Below are 22,701 nucleotides of genomic sequence, written 5' to 3'. Positions count from 1 at the left end.
GCCCTCACGCTGCGGTACGTTTGGCAGCCTGTATGCTCTCGTGCACACAGACAATGTTTTGGTAAGCGAACCATTCCGATTGAATGGAACGGTCGGGGATCTCGATCATCGAATTCGGCAACAATCGAAAGAACTGATAGCCCGCCAGCAACTGACGAAAATCTCGAAAGAACACCCGACTGACGACGTTCATTTCATTGAATTCAAGATGAATCAAAGGGATCCGCTGCTGGGCCAGTGCTTCTGTGGCACCTTTCAACACCTCGAACTCATGGCCCTCGGTATCGATTTTCAACAAATCAACTCGGTCGATCGAGCGTTCTGCCAGCAATTGATCCAGCGTCGTCACATCAACCTGATGTTCCACCACATCGACATGATGCAAATCGGTAATCACTTCCCGGTACATCGATGCATGGCAGCTGATCTCGCTGTCGTTACGGTCATAAAGTGTCAGACTGCCAACCTCGGCTCCCAAGGCCACGTTCAGCATTTCCGCCTGCTGCAGGTGTTCCTGCATGTACCGGTAGTTATTGGCTTGCGGTTCGATCGAAATCACACGACTGTCCGGGTACCACTTCAACAAATCCGCTGAGTAGTCTCCCATGTTCGCGCCGACATCGACAAACACTGGCTTTCGATCGCTGGGCAAATAGCGTCGCAAGGTTCGCTGCAGAAAGTTTGCCTCTCCGCTAATGCGATCATTTTCGAAATTCAGAATCCCCAAACCGTGCATCCCACACTCCAGCAGCAGTTTGTTCAGCTTGTAACAACTGCGTCTGGCGAACAGACGGCGATAAACTTTTTTGATCGTTCGCTTCATCGAAGGCAACCAGCAGAATAAACAGGGTCAGAACAAAGGTTCAGTCAGTCAAATCAGGCCACGCGGCGTCCAACATCAAGATCCGGTGACACAGCGTCAGCGTGTTGCAGCCCCACGCCTTGAGCGACTTTGTCAGCGTAAGCCGACATGGAAAATTCACTGTCATAACGCAGGCGACCTTGCAAGCTCAGCCGCCGCCGCGTTTCGGGAGACTCGGCGAGCTGCTTGATGGCTCGGGAGAGTGACTGCACGTCACCTTCGGGCACAATCACACCTGCAGAACCGATCACTTCAGGGATCGCTCCGGAGTCAGAACCGATGAGGGGTACACCGACAGCCATTGCGTCTGCCAACACACCGCCAAACTGTTCTTTCCATTTGGGACGGGTCATTGAAGGCACAGCGACACAGTTCACCGCTCGATAGAATCTCCACAGCTGATCTTTGGGCAAACTGCCCGCCACGGCGACACGGCCGCGCAGGCCGGCTTCCATCGCCCGTTGCTTCAACTGCTGGGACTGATCGCCACAACCAGCGAAGGCAACCTTGAACGTCTCTGGCAATCTGGCCACGGCCTCCAGTAAGACGCCCCAGCCTTTCTGCTCGACAATGCGACCGGCAAACCCAACCACAAAATCGTCGGGCTTGGGTGCGATGCCAATCTGCAGTTCGTTCAGATCCAACGCAGTGGGAATGGACGTGGGACCCTCCATGCCAGCGACCAACGGCGTCGCCGGAACACGCTTTGGCATTCCAGCATTTTGGATTGCCTCAATGGATGGTGTTGCCGTAGCCAACAAGGCATCCAAGCGACGCCAGCGCCGAGTGCGTCCATAGCGTTTAAACACATTGCGACGACGAAATAGGTTTTCACAAACCGCCGATGCGATCACAGGACGCGGGTCGTTTTGGTAGTGCGCCAAGACCTGCATGGAAAGCTTCTCGACCGGTTCCTGTTGGAGCCAGATGTGATCAGCTTGGATTTCATTGAGCACTCCTGCCAGCCAGCGTCGTTGACTGGACCGACTGCCAGCGGGCAGATGCTCGATGCGATCGACAAACGGCTCTTTGGACGCCGCTTCCGATTCGACCCAGCCCAGTTGCTGGTGCACTTTTGGCAACTCTGGCGGTGCAGCAGCGATCACCGAACCACGCACGCCGTAGCGTTTGCAGCTCAAGGCAAACGCATTCCAGTGCGGCGGATAGAAAGCGAACTTACTGACCAACAACAATCGTTTTTGCTCACTCATGCTGCCTCCAATCGACTGCAATGATCAATGCCCATCTGTTCAAACACATCGACGAAACGCTTCTGCCAGGTGTGTTCGGCGCGAGCACGTTTCAGTCCAGCCTCGCGAATCGCTTGGGCTTGTCGAGGATGCGCTAAGTAATACTTGGCCTTTTCGATCAGCTCTGCTTCGCTGTCAAAAAACACGATCTCGCGATCGGGTTCGAAGAAGTCAGCCAGCTCATCAAAGGCTTCGACCATGTAGAACGCGCCACTCATCGTGGCCTCGAAATCACGCAGGCGAACCTGCTGGACCGCGGGGGTTCCATCGGCGGGGCGTTGGGCGACGGTGGTAAAGCCTAGTGAGATTTGACTGCGACTGTACATGTCGATCAGCTCTTGGTCCGACAGCGGTGGGCCACAGTGTTTGGCTGGCATCGCCAAGTACTTTTCCTGACGCCCGGTCCACTTGCGCACCTGATTACGGAGTCGTCGTGACCATTTCAGTCTGGCTTTCCTTTGCCAATGCGGCCCCCATGCGCGAGCATCCAATCCGGCTCGACACAAGGCTGCCATGTATTCAGGACGATTGCCGTAGCACTGGCCCACAAAGGTCACATCAAAATCACGGGGCACATCGCTGGGGCGATAGACCTTTGGATTGGCCGCTTCCTGGCAGTAAATGGGATTGGCACCGATTTGCCGATAGTCTGGCATCCGATACCGTTCTGGCACCAAGCAAAAGTCGTAGGCCGGAGCAATCTCCTGGACCAGATGAAACTGATACGACGCATTACAGTACCAATTGACCGTTGGAATCCCCAGCGACTTGATTTCACGAATCACTTCGGGAAACACGTACGCCGAATAAAAGTAACTGAAGAACAAGTCCAACGGTTTTTCGCGATGTGCCTTGCGAACCTGATCGATCAGCTGTTCGCTGAACATCGTACGATTCTTGCGCACCAGCTCATGCTGTTCGGTCGTCTTGGGTTCCAGACAATAGTTGAACGGCTGGTAATCAATCTGAAACTCAACCAGAGAATGGCCGAGGTCAACCAGCGAATCATACAGATTGGCGCGCCACAGCTTGGTATCCACCGTGCGGCGATCAAGCGCATAATCGGGCGCGGCATAAAAGATTCTCATCAATGCAATCCTTGCGTAGACGATGTCCTGTATCGGTTTGTCTTAAGCAGCCTGAGTAGCCGCGGCAGTTAACTTGGTCGCGATCAGCTGCGTCCCAAAACAACCTAACTCTGCTGAACCACGATCATGTTGACTGAAACGATCAAGCATCTTCAGCACTACCTTGGTCGCCATTCGTTCATACCAGCGGCGCTTACCGGCTTCATATCGATTGGCGACGCCGCCGACGCGCCGAACCTCTTGCGCCACTAACTTGAAAAAGTTGCCGTTGGGCATGACCGTGTCCACCTGGAATCCCAACCGCTGCAAATGCTCTTCGAAAAAGAATCGATTGAATCCGGTGGCAAAGTGATACGGCGCGAAATGGGTCAAACTGATAAACGGAACCGTCACGATCAGTTTGCCTTCGGGACGCAGCAGTCGCGCGAACTCCTCTAGCACTGCAATCGCGTTGGGCACATGCTCCAAAACCTCAGTACACAGAATCGCATCAAAAGACTCGTCCGGTTCTGGAATGTCAATGATGTCGCAGACCAGATCCAATTCTCCGTAATCCCACTTGGGCATCTGCAGGCCACGCTTGGATTCCGCGTTGGGAACGTACTGAGCAAAATCTTGGGAAACGTAATCAAGATGACCGCAGTTGCCGCGAAAACGCTGCTCGCCAGCACCCGCATCTAACAAACGCCAGCCAGAGGGCAAATCGCTCAACGCATTGGTCACCCAGGCGACGCGATTTGATTCATTGTCTGTTCCAATCAATGTCACTGTGCTGTTCTCCTAAACATAAAACATCCGCAGGCGTAATCTTGGTCGGCAACCAGGGCAGGATCCGCATCGATCAGCAAACCACCGTCTCTGGCGCTGTCGGGGATCAAAGCAAACTGTTCCAAGCAAAGATCAGAAAACGCGTTCAGCACTTGCTGGTAACTGAAAACGCGATGAGCATTGAAACAAACGCGTGGCCGCCCAACCGGCGTGACAAATAGCAAGACACCATCGCTGGCAACGACGCGCTGCAATTCACTCATCGCCCGCAACGCCGCACCGGGATCGATGGGATCGCCGTAACGCCCAAGCCCTACATGCTCAACAACATGCATGCACGAAAGCGAGGGAAGACTGCGATCTTCGAAAGGCAACGCGGTCAGGTCTGCGTGCCCGCTGCTTAACCCCGAAAGCGAGACCTCAGCGGGACGGTAGTCGTAAAACCGCACGGGGATGAACGCCGAAAGACCGGTGACGAAATACAAACTCGAACCGATATCCACGTGCTCGGCCGGACGCTGTTGCGACAACACTCGACTCGCCCAGGCTGTGTGATAAATGTAGTGTCGATCAAAACCGGTTGTCTGCGTGCGATCATCCAGACAGGGGTACCGGTCGGACCAATTGACGCTCGGTTTCTGCTGCGGATCACAGGAGGACCGAAAACGATGGTAGTCGCTGGCAAATCGTGCGAATTTCACAGCCTGACGACTCTGATTCCAACCGGGAATCAATCGATGAAGCTTCATGGGAACTCCTTTTCCGAAGGGATTGAGGCCCACATTAGCGGCCAACCCATTTGATTCACACGGCGTTATTCACGCAGTGTTAAAAACGCCCCCCGGTCGCCAACGGTCACGTTCGCCAACGGTCACGGTCGCCAACGGTCACGGTCGCCAACGGTCACGGTCGCCAACGGTCACAGTCACCAGGAATCCACCGTCGCCAGCGTCAGGAATCCGGACCCGTTTGCGTTCGCTCCTCGTGATCGGACAAACCGTCACCCGCGTCGCTGGGATTTGATGGGGAGAACCGTCGTGACGTCGCTCCGACGGACGCTTGAAATGCGCTGAACTCGACCGCAAATTCGGTAATCGAAGGCCAGTCAGCACACCTCAACAGTCCGCCATCGCGGTGGCGAGGGAAGATGGCATCACTCGAGCAAATTCTTTGTGGATCGGCTTCTCGGCAGCGGCCCCCGATTGCGATACACTTCTGGCAAATCGGAGCGACAGATTGGCTGCGTCCGGCCATCCACTCTGCGATCGACGCAAATCCTGCGGCAGCGAAGGCAACCCCCTCGAACAGGAAGACAGGCTCATGCCCCTTTGGCAAATTGATATTTACCCCGCTGAAAGTGAAATTGACCGCGAAGGCGAACGAACGCGTGAAGAGATCCATGAGCTTGGGCTCAGCGACGCCGCCAGCGTTGTCTTTGCCAAGAGCTTTTTGATCCAAGGGGAATTAGATCAATCACAAGTCGAAAACGTGGCCCAGCGGCTACTGGCCGATTCGGTCACCGAGCGTACCGTCGTCGGTCAGGCCGGATCGGTCCAACTGTCCACCGCTCCCAGCTCTGCGAAGGCGGGTGTCCAACTGGTCAACGTCCTTCCCAAGCCTGGCGTGATGGACCCGGTCGCGGCCAGCACGATCGGTGCGGCGCGTGATTTAGGATTCGACGTGGATGCGGTGCGAACGATGCGAAAGTACTGGATCAGCGGTGTGGATGATGACACCTTTGATTCTATTTGCCGTCGCGCCCTCTCCAACGACTCCATCGAGCAGGTGGTTGCGGGCCCACTGGAAATGGAGCAACTGGACGTCGGCGCCGCCTATGATTTTTCGCTCACTCGCGTCCCCATTCGCAGCCTCTCGGACGACGAACTGGAAACACTGTCCCGCGAAGGGCAACTGTACCTGACCTTGGTCGAGATGCAGAACATTCGTGATCACTTCGTCAAACTCGATCGCGATCCCACGGACATCGAACTGGAATCGGTCGCGCAGACGTGGAGCGAACACTGCAGCCACAAAACACTGGCGGGACGGATTCACTACCGGGGCGTTGGTGCCGACGGTTCACCGGGCACCGATGAGCGTCAGTATGACAACATGCTCAAAGAAACCATCTTTGCCGCGACGCAGTCGATCCGCAAACAGCTTGAAGATCAAGACTGGTGCGTCAGCGTCTTCAAAGACAATGCCGGCGTGGTCACGTTTGACGATCAGTTCCACGCTTGCTTTAAGGTCGAAACACACAATCACCCTTCGGCGTTGGAACCCTACGGCGGAGCCAACACGGGGATCGGCGGTGTGATCCGCGACCCAATGGGGACAGGCCTTGGCGCGAAACCGGTCTGCAACACGGATGTGTTTTGCTTTGCACCACCAGACACGCCCGCCGATAGCCTGCCGCCCGGTGTGCTGCATCCGCGTCGAGTCATTAAAGGCGTCGTCGCCGGTGTACGAGACTACGGCAACCGAATGGGCATCCCCACCGTCAACGGCGCCGTTTATTTTGACAAGCGTTATCTCGGCAATCCCCTGGTCTATGCTGGCAATGTGGGCATGATCCCCGTCGGCATGGAAGAAAAGGAAGTGAAGCCCGGCGACCTGATTGTCTCACTCGGCGGCCGCACAGGTCGCGATGGCATTCACGGTGCAACGTTTAGTTCTGCCGAATTGACCAGCGAATCCGAGTCTCTCTCCGGTGGCGCGGTCCAAATCGGAAACGCCATCACTGAAAAGATGGTCCTGGACGTTCTGATCCAAGCTCGCGATCGCGGCCTGTACAACGCTGTGACCGATTGCGGAGCCGGTGGGTTCTCCAGCGCCGTCGGTGAAATGGGCGAAGAACTGGGTGCTGAAGTCTGGTTGGAAAAAGCACCGCTGAAGTACGACGGGCTGAGCTACACCGAAATCTGGATCAGCGAAGCTCAGGAGCGGATGGTCTTGGCCGTGCCGCGCGAAAACTGGGAACAGCTAGAAGCCTTATGCGACAGTGAAGGCGTTGAAGCAGCGATCTTGGGCGAGTTCAAACCCACCGGCAACCTGCACCTGACCTATCACGGCCAGACCGTTGGCGAACTGAGCATGGAGTTCTTGCACGACGGTCGTCCGCCGGTGATTCGCGATGCCGTTTACGATCCGCCCGCACAACAACCGCTTGAACTGCCTCAGTCAGCCGACGCCCAGCAGCAGCAAGAGACCGTGCTGGCGATCCTTTCCAGCCTGAATGTTGCCAGCAAGCATTGGGTGATTCGACAGTACGACCATGAAGTCCAAGGTGGCAGCGTGGTGAAACCCTTGGTGGGTCCACTTTGTGATGGCCCCAGTGATGCGGCGGTGGTCAAGCCATTGCTGACCAGCAAACGCGGCTTGGTCATCAGTTGTGGGATGAATCCACATTACGGCGACTTTGACACCTACCACATGGCTGCTTCGGCGATTGATGAAGCGATGCGAAACGCAGTGGCTGTGGGAGCGGACCCTAGCAAGATTGCCATCCTGGACAACTTTTGTTGGGGCTATACCGATCGCCCAGAGACTTTGGGGTCACTGGTTCGTGCCGCCATCGCGTGTCAAGACATGGCGATTGCCTTGGGCACACCGTTTATCAGCGGCAAGGACAGCTTGAACAACGAGTTCAGCTACATGGATGCCAGCGATGAAAAACAGACCATCTCGATTCCGCCCAGCTTGCTGATCAGTGCAATGGGTCAAATTGATGATGTCGCCACAGCCGTCACCATGGACGCCAAAGAAGTTGGCAATGCAGTGATCTTGATTGGCAAGACCAAGGATGAGCTGGGCGGATCGCACTATTGCCTGGTCAACGATCAGCAGGGAGGCCAAGTGCCCACCGTAGACACCGATTTGGCCAAAGCAACCTTTGCGGCCGTCCATGAGTGCATCAGTGCCGGCCTGATCCGATCCTGCCACGACCTAAGCGAGGGTGGCTTGGCGATCGCGGCAACTGAAATGGCGATGGCTGGCGGATTGGGCATTTCGCTTGATTTGCAGGCAGCCGAACCCACTGCAGACGACCAACTGGGCGATCTGACGATGCTCTTTAGCGAGTCAAATTCGCGGTTTTTGGCCGAAGTTCAGCCAGAAGCCGTGCAATCCGTGCTGCAGATCTTCCAGCAAAAGGGTGTGCCCGCTGCTCAGGTAGGTACAATAGCTGAAGATCGACAGGTTCAGGTACTTCGGGGCCAGCGAGAGTTACTCAATCTGTCGACAGACGCAGCCAAAGCTGCTTGGCAGAAACCTCTTGACTGGTGATCACATGATCTCCCCCACCACAACACAAACTTCTTCCTGGACGGTCGTGATTTCTCGCGGCCAGTCGCGCAACCCTGCGAAACGATCCTTGGAACAATCGCTTGCCGATGCCGCTGCAGAGCTGCCCGGGGTGGATGTGCTTGTGGTGCCGCACTTGTATGACTTGCCCAAAGGCAGCGAGTCACTTGAAAAACTGGCCGAGCTAGAAGGCAATCTGATCTTTGCCTCCTGGATTTTCCCCCGCGCAGCGCATTGGGTTCTGGATCGCAATGGGATCGGTGGCCAATACGTTCCCACGGCCCTGGACGAACTCAGTCAAGAAGATGACCAGGCAGACACACCAGACAGCGAAGCCGAACAGCGCGACGATGTTGACCGTGTCGCCACGCTCTATCCGCGTCCTGATCGCGAAATTCGCTGCATCGACTTAAAGAACGAGCTCCCGCTCAGCCGTTTTGTTCAGGAAATCCAAGACACCGTCCAGCCTTCAGAGACGGCTCTTAAAGCTGACTCCGCTGTCACCAGCGACGACCCGCACGCGATGCCATTGATCGGCGGCCAAATGCTGCAGATCGACGAAACCACATCACGGCGCTGGTACCCGGTGATCGATTTCAGTCGCTGCACCAATTGCATGGAATGCATCGACTTTTGCCTGTTTGGAGTTTATGGCGTCGACGGGTCAGAGACCATCCTGGTTGAACAGCCCGACAACTGCCGCAAGGGTTGCCCTGCGTGCAGCCGTGTCTGCCCCGAAAACGCAATCATCTTTCCACAGCACAAAGCCCCTGCAATCGCGGGTGCCGACACGGGCGGCAGTGATGGATTTAAAATCGACCTGTCAAAATTATTCGGTGCTCCAGAAGGCGGCGACGACGCAATCGCCACCGCAGCACGCGAGCGAGACGAGCAACTCCTGCTTGCCGGCCGCGACGCGCGCGGCATCGATGACCAGCTCAAACGCCGACAATCTGATCTCACTCAACAGCCCAAAGACGACCTGGATCAGCTGATCGACTCGCTGGATGCGCTGGATTTATAAGCCGCTACAAGGGTCACCGGACAACGCGACACCTGTTTGTAGAGTATGGTTGGCCAGTGTCCCGCGGAGTTCGCCAGGCTGCGCTCATCCGTTGCACTGACCGCTGCCAGCAACTCAATTGCCAGCAACTCAATTGCCAGCAACTCAGCGAATAGCAACACTCCTCGGGACGAATCAGTGCGGCGAGAGACGCTAAGCACCCGCCTTCATTCATCCAACTCACTTTTTCAATCACACACCATGCGATCTTATTTTCAATCACTGATCCACCCTGGCAAACAACTGCTGCTCTTGAGCTGCGTGGCAGTGTCACCCTTTCTGACATCCGGTCAGTCTCATCTTGCTAGCGCGGACGACGACAAAGCAGACCAGGCGGAAACCATCTCCATTGACGGAGTGGTCACTGGCGGAACCGTCGTCGAGTTAACCGCGAACACCAAGCAACTGAGTGGCTTGACGATCGAAAAGATCCTTCCATCGATTGAACTAGTAAAAAAGGGACAGCCCTTGATCTGGTTTGAAACGAAAGCGTTGGACAAGAAACTGGAAGACGCCGAGACGGCTTTGAAACTCGCCGAACTCACGGCCAAAGAAGCCGAGTTCGATTACGAGGCATTTGTAAAGTCCAGCGAATTGGACCTGCAAGCTGCGACTCGCCAACGCGATCGGGCACGTCAAGACCATGACTATTACCAGAAAGTCGATCGCCCCGGCCAACTCGAACAAGCAGAACAGTCGCTGATCAGTTCCAGATTTTCGTTTGAAAGTGCTCGTGAAGAATACCAGCAACTGCTGCAGATGTACAAAGAAGACGACCTCACCGAGGAATCCGAAGAAATCGTTCTGCGCCGCGCGAAACGGTCCATGGAATCGGCAGCCTTTAGCTTGAAACGCGCCGAACTGCGCCATAAACAGACTTTGGAAACCACCATCCCGCGACAGGACATCGACCAGAAGGACGCGATCGCCCGGGCCATGATGGCATTTGCCAAATCCAATCAGTCAATTCGCAACGCTCAAGCGAAACGCAAATTGGAAATCCAGCAGAGCCGAAGAAACTTTCAACGCCAAAAGTCTGACTTTGAAACCATGCAACGCGAACGTAGCAAGGTCGTCATCAACAGCCCGATCAATGGCATCTTTGTTCACGGCGCTTTGGAGAACGGTCGCTTGCCAGCCAAGCCCGTTAAGCTAAAAGCCCAGTCCGCAGTGACCGGCTCACAAGTGCTGGGCACCGTCGTCGGCATTGACGACCTGCATGTCGCGCTCGACTTGACCGCCGAGCAACACGGCAAAGTCAACAAGGGAGCCGACTGCAAGATTGAACTCGCCGGTCAGCCTGGGCAACCGGTCAAAGGTCGTCTGGCAGGACTGGCCGGTCTGCCTTACGCAGCGAACAAATTCCGAGGGGGCGTGGCCGTGTTGGCCAACATTCCTCCCTCGGCCATGTTGGCGCCCTGCAAAGTGACCCTGCCCACCACCGGCGGCAAATCCGATGCACCTGCAACCAAGAAGCCAGCCAAGAATGACAAGGAACAGCAAGCCAGCAACAAGCAGGCTGAGAAAGAGGCCAAGCAATGAGCTGGCAACCTGCACAGGGCCCCGCCGCCTGCTTCCTGCTGATTGCGTTGCTAATCGGATTGCCAGCAACTGCTAACGGACAGCAAGCTGACCGGGAAACATCCGACACCGAAACCGCCGCTGAAACGGTCACCGTCAATGGCAAGCCAATGCCGTTGCCCGACGTTGCGATGGCATCCCCAGAGACCTTGCAGGCGGCGATTGATCGCGGCATTGATTTCCTGATCAAAGACCAGCGACCAACAGGTGGCTGGGGCTCACCAACGAAGACCAAAGGCTTAAACATCTTTGCGCCTGTGCCTGGCGCCCACGATGCGTTTCGAATCGCCACGACATCACTTTGTGTCGCCGCCTTATTAGAAGTCGCTCCCCAGCGCGCCGAGACCCAGGACACGATCAATCGTGGTGAAGCGTACCTGATGAAGCACTTGCCGACCTTGCGTCGGGCAACAGGCGACGCGATCTACAACGTTTGGGGACACATCTATTCGATCACCGCACTGTGTCGGATGTATGAGCGATTCCCCGAAGACACCGAGCGGCGGGAAAAGATCGCCGACTTGATGCGTGAACAGTTTGAGCGTCTAAAACGCTACGAATCCGTTGACGGTGGCTGGGGTTATTATGACTTTCGCTATCAATCCAATCAGCCCACGTCCAGCTCCATCAGCTTTGTTGGCGGCGCTGGCCTGGTCGCCTTGCATCAGGCCAAGTCGCTGGGGATTGAACCGCCAGAGCGAATGGTCAATCGCGCAATCGCTGCGATCGAACGTCAAAAGCGACCGGATTTTTCCTACCTGTACGGTGAATACTTGAAAGATCGCCCAGCGCGGGAAATCAATCGCCCCGGTGGCTCACTCGGTCGTTCACAGTGTTGCAATGTCGGGCTGCGCCTATGGGGTGACAAGACGATCACCGATGAAGTGATTCGCACGTGGCTGTATCGCTTGTACGTTCGCAATGGCTGGTTAGACATTGGCCGGAAGCGACCGATCCCTCATGAGTCGTGGATGCAAGTGGCCGGGTACTTTTATTACTTTGGCCACTACTACGGTGCGTTGGAACTTGAATTACTTCCCAAAGAAAAACAAGCGCCCTTCAAAGCCATGCTGGCAAAACTGATGCTCGATCGCCAAGAAACAAACGGCAGCTGGTGGGATTATCCACTGTACGATTACCATCGTCCCTATGGAACCTCGTTCGCGTTGATGACGCTGCATCGCTGCCAGTAGACTTCTGCGATCCAAGCACGCCGCGTCTGGGCTTGAAGGGCTTATGACAACTCGCCGATGATCTCTAACACGTGCTCTGCGGCACGATCAATGGTGTGCTTGGTCTTCACGCCCTCCAGCCCTTGAGCGGCCAATTGTTGACGCTTTAATTCGTCATTCTTGATTTCGATGATCGCCTCTGCGAGCGCTCTGGGATCTCCCGGAGGCACCAAGACACCGCCGCCCGTTGAACGAATCAGTTCACCGAATGCGCCATGATCGGGCATGACAACCGGTGTGCCACTGGCCAAGGACTCCAGCACAAACAAGCCTTTGGGATCCTCGTACTCAGTCGGCACACTAAGCACATCCAGGCTGCGCAGGAAGGCCGCCTTGCCAGCCAGGTCGGGACTGCCGTGATAATGAAATCGCTCGGACAACCCTGCGTCTTGCAACTGGCTTTCAATGGCCTCCAAGTAAGGCTTGCCGCTTGGTCCTAACCAACCCGCTGCGTGCAAGGTCACCTCGGGATGTTCCATTGCGATCAACACAAAGGCATCGACCAAACGCTGCAGGCCTTTCTCTTTGGCAATTCGCGCGAGATAGCCCAGGCGAAATTCACTGGGCTGGCTGAGCCCTGCTCCTTCGACGAGACACGCCGGTTCAAACGGTTGATGATCAACCGAAAGCGGTGTGATCACCAACTTATCAGCAGGGATGTTCAGCAATCGACTCATCTTGTCAGCGTAGAACTGACTGTGACTGCAAAAACAATCCACCAGCGGCACCAACTGCTGGCACAATTCGATGGCTTGGGCGCGATGCTTTTCGGGCAAGTGATCCAGAAAGATGTCGTCGCCTTGCAACATGACGACGACTTTCGTCTGTGGACGTTGCTGTTTCAGTTCCGGGATACCGCCGCCGATCAAGAGGTTGGTAAAGACCACCGCATCGGGCTGAAACGCTTTGCAGATCCAATCATTCAGTTCCTCGAACTCGCCAGCTTGATTTCCCTGCGCTCCGCGGAGCATCGAGACCGACAAAGCGCCCAACGTCTTGGCGTCCGTTCCGCCGGCATTGCGAGTGGCCCAGCGGATCAGCGGTGGAAAGTCCAGCACCGAACGAAACGCTCGCGGCAGGTGTTTCAACCAGGGAAACTGCTGCAAGAGATAAACGTGAATGCCTCCCAGGAAAACGCGCTGCCCTGACACGTCGATTTCGTCGGTGCGAATCGGCGTGTACACCGGCTGCAAAAGACATTCGGCTCCACGATCGTTCAGCGCCCGCGCCAAGGCGTTATCGTGCATGCAGCTACCGCAAAACATTCCGGCAGCACCCGCGGTTAAAAAAACGATTTTCATGGAGTTCTTTTGAGGAATCAGATTCAGCAATTGGTGCCGTCAGAGATGCAGAATATTGTAAACCAAGTCACCACAACAACGACCTGGGGTCCGGGGAGGGCGACAATCCGGGCTGATCCCCCAAAAGGGCCTAAAAAGCTCGTTGTGAGTGATCGCAACCGGTCCTATACTCCCTCGCAAACACCGGGCGCACCGCGTGCAACTGACATTGTCGAGGATGACGACGTCATCACCTGCCTACCAACATGAATGACAAAGGTTATGGGTTCACCAACGGATCATTCCGGGCCGCAAATCATCCAACTGACCGAATCTGAGCCCCCCTACTACTGGGGAGTCGATATCGGTGGGACCGGAATCAAACTTGGTTTAGTCGATCACTCAGGCCAAACCGTGGCCTACGAAAAAATCGCCACGATGGAGTCCCAAGGGCCCGAGTCCGGGGTGCAACGGATCGGTGATCTGGTGACCAGCACCGAAGAGACACTCGGGATCGTTGGCAAAGTGCCTGCAATCGGCCTGGGAGCCCCTGGCCCGATGGATCTCCCGAAGGGATTGTTGGTTGAACCTCCGCAGCTGCCGTCCTGGTGGGGTTTTCCAATCGTCAAAGCGTTCCAAGACCAACTGCAGCGGCCGATCAGCTTCCTGAATGACGCCAACGCCGCCGCGTATGGCGAATTCTGGATCGGTGCCGGTGAGCACTGCGATTCAATGCTGTTGCTGACCCTTGGCACTGGCGTGGGCGGTGGCATCATCGTTGACGGCGAACTGGTCAACGGAGTAAACAGTTTCGGTAGCGAATGCGGTCATATCATTGTCGATTCATCGCCACACGCACGGCTGTGCATTTGGGGCGGAGGCCGCGGACAACTGGAAGCCTATGCCAGTGCCAGCGGCGTTGTCGCACGCACCCGGCAACTGCTGACCGACGGCGAACAGAGCAGCCTGTCGGGCCTGCTGGGCGGAGCGGATGATGAACTGACAGCCAAGAAAGTTTATGTAGAAGCCGAGGCGGGCGACGCGCTCTCCTTGCGGATTGTTGACGAGACCGCTCGCTGGTTGGGAATCGGCGTCACCACCTTGGTGCACGCTTTGGACCCCGGAGTTGTCTCACTGGGCGGAGCGATGAATTTTGGTGGAGCAAACTGCCCCATCGGCCGTCGCTTCCTAAATGGCATCATTGAAGAATTCAAACAACGCACCTTTGAAAGTGTCTTTGCCGGTACCGAAATCAACTTCGCCACGCTCGGTGCGGACGCGGGATACTTGGGGTTGGCCGGCTATGCTAGGAAAGAGTTACTCGCAGCATCAAAATGACCAAGCACCTTCGAAACTTTTGCATCATTGCACACATCGACCACGGCAAGAGCACGTTGGCGGATCGACTTCTGGAAGAAACCGGAACGGTCAGCATCCGTGAGATGAAAGAACAGCTGTTGGACGACCTGGAATTGGAACGCCAACGTGGGATCACCATCAAAGCCCGCGCGGTGGTGATGAAGTTTCGTCGTGGCAAAGATGAGTACGAGCTGAACCTGATCGACACTCCCGGCCACGTCGACTTTCAGTATGAAGTGTCCCGCGCTTTGGCCTGTTGCGAAGGCGTCCTGCTGCTCGTCGATGCCTTCCAAGGCGTGGAAGCGCAAACCGTTGCCAACGCCTACGCCGCGATGGAACATGATCTGCACATCATCCCCGTGATCAACAAAATTGACTTGACTCACGCTCGGCCAGACGAAGTGGCCGAAGAGATGATGAACTCGCTGGGCACCGACCCAGACGACTGCGTCCGCGTGAGCGCAAAAACGGGACAGGGAGTTGGCAAACTAGTCGATGCAATCATCGAACACATCCCCGAACCGCCGCGCGATACCGAAGCGGTTCTGCAAGCGATGGTCTTCGATAGCAACTACGACGATTATCGCGGCGCGATCACGTATGTGCGAGTCATGCAAGGCACCGTGCGCAAGGGGCAAAAGATCCGCTTCCTGCGTGCCGACACCACTCATGACGTTGTCGAACTCGGCCAGTTCACTCCCCACCGCACCGCCTGTGACGAACTCTCTGCCGGTCAGGTTGGTTACCTGATCTGTAATATCAAAAGCTTGGGTGATGTTCACATCGGTGACACCATCAGCATCCCAGGCGACGGCGCTGCAGAACCGCTAGCTGGTTACTCGCGTCCCAAACGCATGGTCTACTGTGGTTTGTTCCCCAGCGACGGTCAAAACTTTTCCGACCTGCGTGAAGCCCTGGAACGGCTAGCGGTCAACGACCCCAGTTTCGAGTTCGAACCCGAGACCAGTGATGCGTTAGGCTTTGGTTTTCGCTGCGGCTTCCTGGGCCTGCTGCACATGGAAATTGTGCAACAGCGATTGGAAAACGAGTCCGACATCGACCTGGTGCAAACCGCGCCCAATGTGACGTATGAAATCGTCAACAAACGCGGTGAAACGGTCGAAATTCACAAGCCACAAGACGTGCCTGACCCGGGCGATGTCGAAGAATTCCGCCAACCCATCGTTCGCTGCAACATCATTGTGCCGACCGACTTCATTGGCGCCGTGATGAAACTGTGCCAGGAGCGACGCGGCATCCAAAAGTCACAGGAATACCTCGCGGCTCAGCGAGCAATGTTGACCTATGACATCCCGCTGGCGGAAGTCGTCTATGACTTACATGACAAGATCAAAAGCTGCACGCGTGGCTACGGCACCTTGGATTATGAAATCATTGGCTATGAAGCAGCCGATCTGGCCCGACTCGATTTCCTGGTCAACGGCAAGCGAGTCGATGCGTTGAGTATCGTTTGCAACCGCGCAGATGCAGACCGTCGCGGTCGCGCGGTGGCGAAGAAACTCAAAAGCGAAATCGACCGCCACATGTTCGAGGTCGCTGTGCAAGCTGCGATCGGCAGCCGCGTGATCGCCCGCGAAACCGTGCCCGCAATGCGGAAGAATGTGACCGCGAAGTGTTACGGCGGTGACATCACACGGAAACGCAAGCTGCTGCAAAAGCAGAAAGAGGGCAAGAAACGCATGAAGGCGATCGGCAATGTCGAGATCAGCCAAAAGGCCTTCATGGCCGTCCTGAGCGAAGACGACTCCTGAGCCACACGTTCAAGAACGTGTCAGATTGATGGCAGACTCGATTCTAGCCGCGGGTTTTTGAACGTTTTAGCAAGACAGGGTGCATGCTTGCAGCACTGTTTTGAAGATCTTTGTGTCCGGTGGGCGGAGGCGGAAAATCCACGCGTTTGCCGCCCAGTCGTGCGTTGTCATTTCTTTGGTACGTGCAAGCACGGCACCCTACGAATCCAGGTGACTGACCGGTGGCTCGAGAAACTGGTCCTCAGGCTGCGGGATCATGCTTCAAAACACCGGCGTTTCGTCTATTCTATTAGCGCGACTCTTCCCTGCCCTTTCCCCACTGCCCGCCCCTGCTTGATGTCAAAATCACTTGCCCTCTTCGCGATTGCGCTGATCGCGTTGATTCGCCTAGCGTCCTCCAGCCACGCTGAACAACCCAACATCGTCTTCTTTTTTGCCGATGATCAGACCACGTCCACGTTGGGCTGTTATGGCAACGACGTGATCAAAACGCCCAACATTGATCACCTGGCCAAACAAGGCACGCGTTTTGAAAACATGTTTGTCAGCCATTCGATCTGCTGGGTCAGTCGGACGACCATTTTGACGGGATTAACGGGACGCAGCTATGGCACTCCTGCCAACCCCGACCAGACCCGGGCCGACGCTGCCAAGGTGCTGTATTCTGACCTGCTTCGCGATGCCGGCTATCGCACGGGCTACTTTGGAAAATGGCATGCCAAAATGCCTCGGGGCTACAAACCTCAAGATCACTTTGACGACTTCCAAGCCATTGGCCGCAATCCGTTTTACAAACCTCAACCCGATGGTTCGCTGCGACATGAAACCGAGGTGATTGTCGATAAAGGGATTGAGTTCATTCGCAACCAACCCAAAGACAAACCCTTCGCACTGAACCTGTGGTTCAATGCCTGCCACGCCGAAGACAGCGACCGTCGACCTGCCATTGGCCACTTCCCTTGGCCGCGCGCCGTGGATGGAATGTACGACGACGTGCAGATCCCGGGACCACGTCTGGGCGACCCTGCCATCTTTGATGCCTTGCCAGACTTCTTACGCACCACGATCAACCGCGAACGCTACTTCTGGCGTTGGAACACCCCAGAAAAATACCAGACCAACGTCAAAGCCTATTACCGCATGGTCAGTGGAATTGACGGGGCGATTGGCCGCTTCATGGAAGCCCTCGAGGAAGCCGGGCTAGCGGACAACACCATCGTTGTTTACAGCGCTGACAATGGCTATCACATGGCCAACCGCGGCTTGGCTGGCAAGTGGTCGCATTACGAGGAGTCCTTGCGAGTGCCGCTGATTGTCATGGATCCACGCGTTCCATCAGCCCACCAAGGTCAAGTGACCGACAAGATCGCACTGAACCTAGACCTTCCTGCAACGTTCTTGGACTGGGCTGGCGTGCCGGTGCCGAAACGCTATCACGGTGCCAGCTTGAACCAGATCGTTCAAGGCCAAGCAGCAGACGATTGGCGTGAGGAAAGCTTTCACGAACACTTTGCGGTTCGCAACCGCATCCCAGCCTTTGAAGGACTGCGAAACAAGCACTACAAGTACATTCGCTACATCGACCAAGGCAACCACGAATTCTTACACGATCTGCAACAAGATCCCAACGAACTGGTCAACTTAGCTGGCGACCCCAAGCATCAGCAAGTTCTCAACCAGATGCGGCAGCGGTTAGATCAAAAAGTAGACACGCTCGGTGGGCCACTGGATCCGATGAAGCAGCCACTCAGTCGATCCACTGCGCCACACCCAGACGCCAGCGCCATGGTCAGCGCCCGAGCGGACCAAGAGGGTTTTGTTTCGGTCTTTGATGGTCGCAGCCTGCGAGGCTGGTCGGGAGACAAAAAGTACTGGTCTGTCAAAGACGGCGCGCTTACCGGGGTGACCGACGGCAGCTTGAAAATGAATCGCTTCATCACTTGGAAGCACTCAACGGTTCGCAACTTTGACTTGCGAGTCAAAGTCAAAGTCACCGCTGGTGGCAACAGCGGCATCCAGTATCGCGGCACGTCACGCCCAGACTTGGGCTTGGACGTGGTCACCGGCTATCAGTGCGACGTGGTCGCCAACAATCCGAACTTCAACGGCATGCTGTACGAAGAGAAAGGCCGACGCATCCTTTCCCACACCGGCGAAAAGGTAATCGTCGATCCGCAGGGTCAGCCTTGGGTCGTGGAACAGCTCCCCGTCAAATCGTTTGCGGCAGATCAATGGCACGACTATCGCGTCTTGGTTCAAGGCAACCATCACCAGCACTGGATTGATGGCCATCCGACCGCTGATCTGCTGGACTTTGACGCCGCTGGCCGCTCCCTAGAAGGTGTTCTAGCGGTCCAAGTGCATGTGGGCCCAGCGATGACAATTCAGTACAAAGACTTTAAGATCAAACATCTGCCGGACGATCTTCCGCTAAAGGAATTCAAAGATCATCCGATTCCTGTCGGCAGCAAAGGGGTCCGTCCACAGGGACGCTTGCCCAAAGACTGGCAACCACCGACCTACCCGTAATCTGGCCGCTGGTGAATGCCTGAGTCACGATCCGAGACCAGGCATCTGGAACTGTTTAAACGCGCCGAATGAAATCTTCGGCGTAGGAACGCACTTCGTAACCGTTCAAGACATGCACCATCCGCAATTGCTGGACCTGTTCGTCACTGAACGATGAAAGTGGGACATGGACCAACGTTTTCTTAAAACGTCTGGCTAAACGCTGCCAACCACCACCGGGCGGCAATCCACTTAACAAGGCCACCTGGCGTCCGCGGCCGTGCAAGCACGCCGCAGCAATCAAACGCTCTTCCAGGGTTTCAGTAAAGTCCAGCCGGGGATCCTGCCAGATGTCGGGAACCATCACCGGTGGATACAAGAACATGGCACCACCGTAGCGAGCCATGGCAATTCCGGGACCGACCATCTGATCTTCATAGCTGGTGGCAAAGAACGCCAACGTCGATTCGTCTTTGTGTTCGGCAAACCAAGTCGTCCGCCAGACGTAGTGCCGCGGATCAGCAGGAGAATCGAACAGCATCACACAAGCATCCAGGGTTCCGCGACTGGGCGGAATCACTTTGACGTAGATCTGCTTGTCGTACCAGTGCCTTAAGGTATCGCGAATGTCGATGCCATCTTTGACACTGGTGGTGAACTTTTCCGTCCTGGCTAAATCATTGCCCATGATGGCTTTGGCGCGATCAAACACTCGCGTTCGAAAGTTTTCAATTTGCTCGTCTTCGGGCGGATAGCTGCACTGCGAATACGGATTCCACAAATAGCTCCAACGCTGTTTTTCAGGATTGCTGGGATTGCGTTTTAGCTCCAACGTTCGCCAACTCAGTGGCGGGCCGGGCAAACGACTGACGACCGGAACCACGTTGCCATCGGGCAACTGAACCTGATCGATCCCTAACTTGACGGCGGAGTCCTTGGTGAAGGCATCTTCGTCCTGTTCCGATCCGTCATCACTGTAGGCGTAGCGGTTGGCAAGCTGAGCCACATGCAGGGCGTACTGATCGCCCATGATTTGCTTGGCCGCAGTCACGATGGTGATCAAGTCCGGAGTCATCCGGCGAGACATCAACGACAGGTTACGAATGTACTGCAAGCACTTTGACAAATGCAGCGGAGTGATTTTACGAGCGAATTGCTTGAGATCAGCTCGATAGCTTTCTCGCGCCGCTATCAACAATTCCTTGACGCCGTCAATCTGTAAGTTTTCGTCATCCTCTAACTGCAACCGAGCCCGTTCATACAAGCCCGTGATGTAAGGCAACTCACCGAGCATGAACATCAAGGTGCGTTTCTGAACAGGATAATGCTGCGCAGACAACACATGATCATGCTCGGGCGGATCCAGCGTTTCGTCCAGCGATGCTGCTGACTGATCGACCCCGGTGATCTGGTTGTACGCCTCGCGAATCCAGGGCCAATGCAGAATACTGGTGACCAGCAAAATACGATCGTAGCGGGCCTCCAATTGCACCAAACGCAACGCCATGTGCCGAATCCTGGCCTGCGTTTGGCGATCAGAAGGACGAGGTAAACTCGGCAGCAGCGCCGCGGCAAATCGCTCCACCGAAACCTGCTGAACAGCGTAGGGATCCGGCATCACCGAAGAAAACGGCATGAACGGTGCGGTTTCCAAATCGATGTATTCGCGCGGGATGTGTTCGCCCATCGCCGCCCGGATCGCCATGATCACCGGTTGGCAGGGATCAATCGGCACGTAACTGTAAGGCGACTGATCAAACTCAGCAGGCGCGTCGTCCAGGTCATCTTCGCCGGAGAAGTGTTCGCCGCCAAACTGTCCCGCCCGAAACTGTTCGGGATCAAATTGCGATTCGGTGGGCTGAATCACAATCGAAGGCCGTGGCAGCTCTAAAATGCCCTGCTCGACCGGCTGTTGAAACGTTTCCGGCAGCGGCACGGCAATGCAATCAAAGTCCTGTTCCAACATCCAACGCCGCACAGTCAGCGCAAATTGACCGCTGCCGTGAATAACAGGAAGAACCACAACCTGCCCCCCCAGACGCAGAAGGTCTGGTGGAGAAAACGCTTGATCAGGTGAAAAGTTCATAGAAATAGTGTTGATCTTCTAGGCCGCTCACGATAACTTAATCTTACCGCTAAGGAGACAATCATTGACTTCGAGCACAAATTTGTGTTTGAAGTAGCTCGCGGCGGTTTATCGGCTTGCGATTGCTTGCTGCCATCATAACGTTATTTTTGAAGCGTAGGTGCCAATTGGGTCACCTACGCTTCTTTTGTGATGGGGTAAGCCAATCCGCCGCTGGGACGGATTTCTGGCCGCATTTTGCGAGCTGACAGCACTGCTGCCGGGCCTTTCTTCGCAACATCTTGCCGCCCAGCACCATCGAAATCACAGCGCCATCCAAATCACAGCGCCATCCAAATCACAGCACTAGCGAAACCATCGCGTTGCATTGCACAGCAGAGATCAAGCGAACTGCAGAGATCAAGCGAACTGCTTTCGCATCGCTGCGACGAAGGCGTCGAATTGGTCGGCGGGCAGTTGATTGATTCCCGCAGCGGCTTGGCGACCACCACCGGTTGGAAATTGTCGACACAACTCGTCGGCACCTTGCTTGGTTTCCAGCGGAGCACGGACGCTGACCAAGAACTCTCCGGAATCGAGCTCGCTGACTAAAGCGTGTGCTCGGCTTGGATTTTGCCTGGCCAGTTGATTGCTATAAACACCACTGACGCGGCGAGAAAAGGCTTCGTTGGGAAACCGAAACACGGCGCAGGATTCATCGACGAAAGCCGGCTCGATCGACGCCGCGCGGCTCATGTCGCTGTCATAACCTTGCTGCAAGGTCGCAAAGGTGTCGTCTGTCTTGATGAATTCGAACGGATCGGCGTACGGCTGAACACGACGATACAGATCATCGGGAGCGAAATACAAATCCTGTAACGTCGCGCCGTAACCGTTGTAGTTCAGCAGGGTTCCCAAGGTTTCTAGCTGTTGCAACTGATCCTGGTTCAGGTCCAGCGGAGCGGCGGCTTGATGAGCAGCTTGGTGCAGGTTGTCGCCAAACAACGCCGTCACTGCCCAGCCCAGATAAGCACCACCGAGATGCTGATTGACCAACCAGCCCGTGCACACATCACCTGCGGTATCGATGTGCACGTCCAGAGCATCCGAAGCGGGAATTTCGCCAGCGAAATGATGGTCGAAGTACATCACTTGAACGCCGTTGCCAAGCAAGTCGACCACGGCGTCGCGATTTTTATCCAACGAGACATCGAGCACTAACACATGGTCGCCGGAGCTTGCCGGAACACGCTTGACGAGCGCAATATCGCGTTTGACGCCGGTGATCAGCGTACTCTCGCAGGGATTGGCGAGCCGCATTTGATGCAGGGCACAAATCCCGTCCGCATCCCCATTAAACACATCAAACTGTTGCACCACGCTGCCTCATTCGAATTTCAACACGCCTCGAACCACGATTCTGGCACAAAGAATAGTGCAGATCAGGCGATGTTGAAGTCGCTGGCAGCAGCTTTTGCTCAGTTTAGAGGCCTTGATGGTCGGATCAATCGGCACGTCGGCGAACCACCGTCGGCCCTCATGCGTCACAAACGCCCTCGGGCTGCGAGCGA

The 22,701-nt window shown here is 55.7% G+C and carries 15 protein-coding genes; 7 read left to right on the top strand and 8 right to left on the bottom strand.

All coding sequences use genetic code 11. The features are described 5' to 3' along the window. Nucleotides 1–4: 4 nt before the first annotated feature. Genes SV7mr_RS01760 through SV7mr_RS01740 form a run of 5 tightly spaced genes read right to left on the bottom strand, consistent with a single transcriptional unit; the run spans nt 5 to nt 4,717 of the window. The gene (locus SV7mr_RS01760; RefSeq protein WP_145268659.1) at nt 5–823 is read right to left on the bottom strand and encodes an FkbM family methyltransferase; all 819 of its coding nucleotides are present in this window, start codon (nt 821–823) and stop codon (nt 5–7) included. 53 nt (nt 824–876) lie between these two features. After that, the gene (locus SV7mr_RS01755) at nt 877–2,073 is read right to left on the bottom strand and encodes a glycosyltransferase family 4 protein (protein WP_145268657.1); all 1,197 of its coding nucleotides are present in this window, start codon (nt 2,071–2,073) and stop codon (nt 877–879) included. Continuing rightward, nucleotides 2,070–3,200, bottom strand: coding sequence for a CgeB family protein (locus SV7mr_RS01750; protein ID WP_145268655.1), 1,131 nt, complete (start codon nt 3,198–3,200; stop codon nt 2,070–2,072). Before SV7mr_RS01750 ends, SV7mr_RS01755 begins: the two co-directional genes overlap by 4 nt. Nucleotides 3,201–3,242: 42 nt before the next feature. Continuing rightward, on the bottom strand, nt 3,243–3,968 hold the full coding sequence (locus tag SV7mr_RS01745) for a class I SAM-dependent methyltransferase (protein ID WP_145268653.1): 726 nt from the start codon (nt 3,966–3,968) through the stop codon (nt 3,243–3,245). Further along, nucleotides 3,965–4,717, bottom strand: coding sequence for a DUF268 domain-containing protein (locus SV7mr_RS01740; RefSeq protein ID WP_145268651.1), 753 nt, complete (start codon nt 4,715–4,717; stop codon nt 3,965–3,967). Before SV7mr_RS01740 ends, SV7mr_RS01745 begins: the two co-directional genes overlap by 4 nt. A gap of 571 nt (nt 4,718–5,288) precedes the next feature. Between SV7mr_RS01740 and purL the strand changes: the two genes are divergently transcribed. The 4 genes from purL (at nt 5,289) to SV7mr_RS01720 (ending at nt 12,107) form a co-directional block, all read left to right on the top strand. After that, nucleotides 5,289–8,252 (top strand): phosphoribosylformylglycinamidine synthase subunit PurL, encoded by a 2,964-nt coding sequence (gene purL / locus SV7mr_RS01735; protein WP_145268649.1) that lies wholly within the window; start codon nt 5,289–5,291, stop codon nt 8,250–8,252. A gap of 4 nt (nt 8,253–8,256) precedes the next feature. Further along, entirely contained in the window at nt 8,257–9,294 is a 1,038-nt protein-coding gene (locus SV7mr_RS01730) for an ATP-binding protein (RefSeq protein WP_145268647.1), read from the top strand. A 240-nt stretch (nt 9,295–9,534) separates the two neighbouring features. Next, nucleotides 9,535–10,875 carry an HlyD family secretion protein gene (locus SV7mr_RS01725; protein ID WP_145268645.1) on the top strand — a complete coding sequence of 447 codons (1,341 nt, stop codon included), beginning with the start codon at nt 9,535–9,537 and terminating at the stop codon, nt 10,873–10,875. After that, nucleotides 10,872–12,107 carry a prenyltransferase/squalene oxidase repeat-containing protein gene (locus tag SV7mr_RS01720; protein ID WP_145268643.1) on the top strand — a complete coding sequence of 412 codons (1,236 nt, stop codon included), beginning with the start codon at nt 10,872–10,874 and terminating at the stop codon, nt 12,105–12,107. The genes SV7mr_RS01725 and SV7mr_RS01720 overlap by 4 nt, the downstream gene beginning before the upstream one ends. Nucleotides 12,108–12,148: 41 nt before the next feature. Here SV7mr_RS01720 and SV7mr_RS01715 read toward each other — a convergent pair whose 3' ends face one another. Next, nucleotides 12,149–13,447, bottom strand: a complete 1,299-nt coding sequence (locus tag SV7mr_RS01715; RefSeq protein ID WP_145268641.1) for a glycosyltransferase family 4 protein — start codon at nt 13,445–13,447, stop codon at nt 12,149–12,151. 249 nt (nt 13,448–13,696) lie between these two features. Here SV7mr_RS01715 and SV7mr_RS01710 point away from each other — a divergent pair, with 249 nt between their 5' ends. The 3 genes from SV7mr_RS01710 (at nt 13,697) to SV7mr_RS01700 (ending at nt 19,086) form a co-directional block, all read left to right on the top strand. After that, on the top strand, nt 13,697–14,764 hold the full coding sequence (locus SV7mr_RS01710; protein ID WP_419187968.1) for an ROK family protein: 1,068 nt from the start codon (nt 13,697–13,699) through the stop codon (nt 14,762–14,764). Further along, entirely contained in the window at nt 14,761–16,557 is a 1,797-nt protein-coding gene (gene lepA, locus SV7mr_RS01705; RefSeq protein WP_145268639.1) for a translation elongation factor 4, read from the top strand. Before SV7mr_RS01710 ends, lepA begins: the two co-directional genes overlap by 4 nt. Before the next feature lie 336 nt (nt 16,558–16,893). After that, nucleotides 16,894–19,086 (top strand): sulfatase-like hydrolase/transferase, encoded by a 2,193-nt coding sequence (locus SV7mr_RS01700; protein ID WP_145268637.1) that lies wholly within the window; start codon nt 16,894–16,896, stop codon nt 19,084–19,086. Nucleotides 19,087–19,141: 55 nt separating this feature from the next. On the opposite strand, the gene SV7mr_RS01695 is transcribed toward SV7mr_RS01700, so the two are convergent. Both SV7mr_RS01695 and SV7mr_RS01690 read right to left on the bottom strand, forming a co-directional pair. Beyond that, nucleotides 19,142–21,151, bottom strand: a complete 2,010-nt coding sequence (locus SV7mr_RS01695) for a hypothetical protein (RefSeq protein ID WP_145268635.1) — start codon at nt 21,149–21,151, stop codon at nt 19,142–19,144. A gap of 399 nt (nt 21,152–21,550) precedes the next feature. Continuing rightward, on the bottom strand, nt 21,551–22,507 hold the full coding sequence (locus SV7mr_RS01690; RefSeq protein ID WP_145268633.1) for an acetyltransferase: 957 nt from the start codon (nt 22,505–22,507) through the stop codon (nt 21,551–21,553). Between the last annotated feature and the right edge of the window lie 194 nt (nt 22,508–22,701).

It is taken from the genome of Stieleria bergensis, assembly GCA_007745635.1.
GTDB lineage: Bacteria > Planctomycetota > Planctomycetia > Pirellulales > Pirellulaceae > Stieleria > Stieleria bergensis.
Note: the sequence above shows the minus strand (reverse complement) of the source record. Positions and strands in the feature narration are given on the sequence as shown.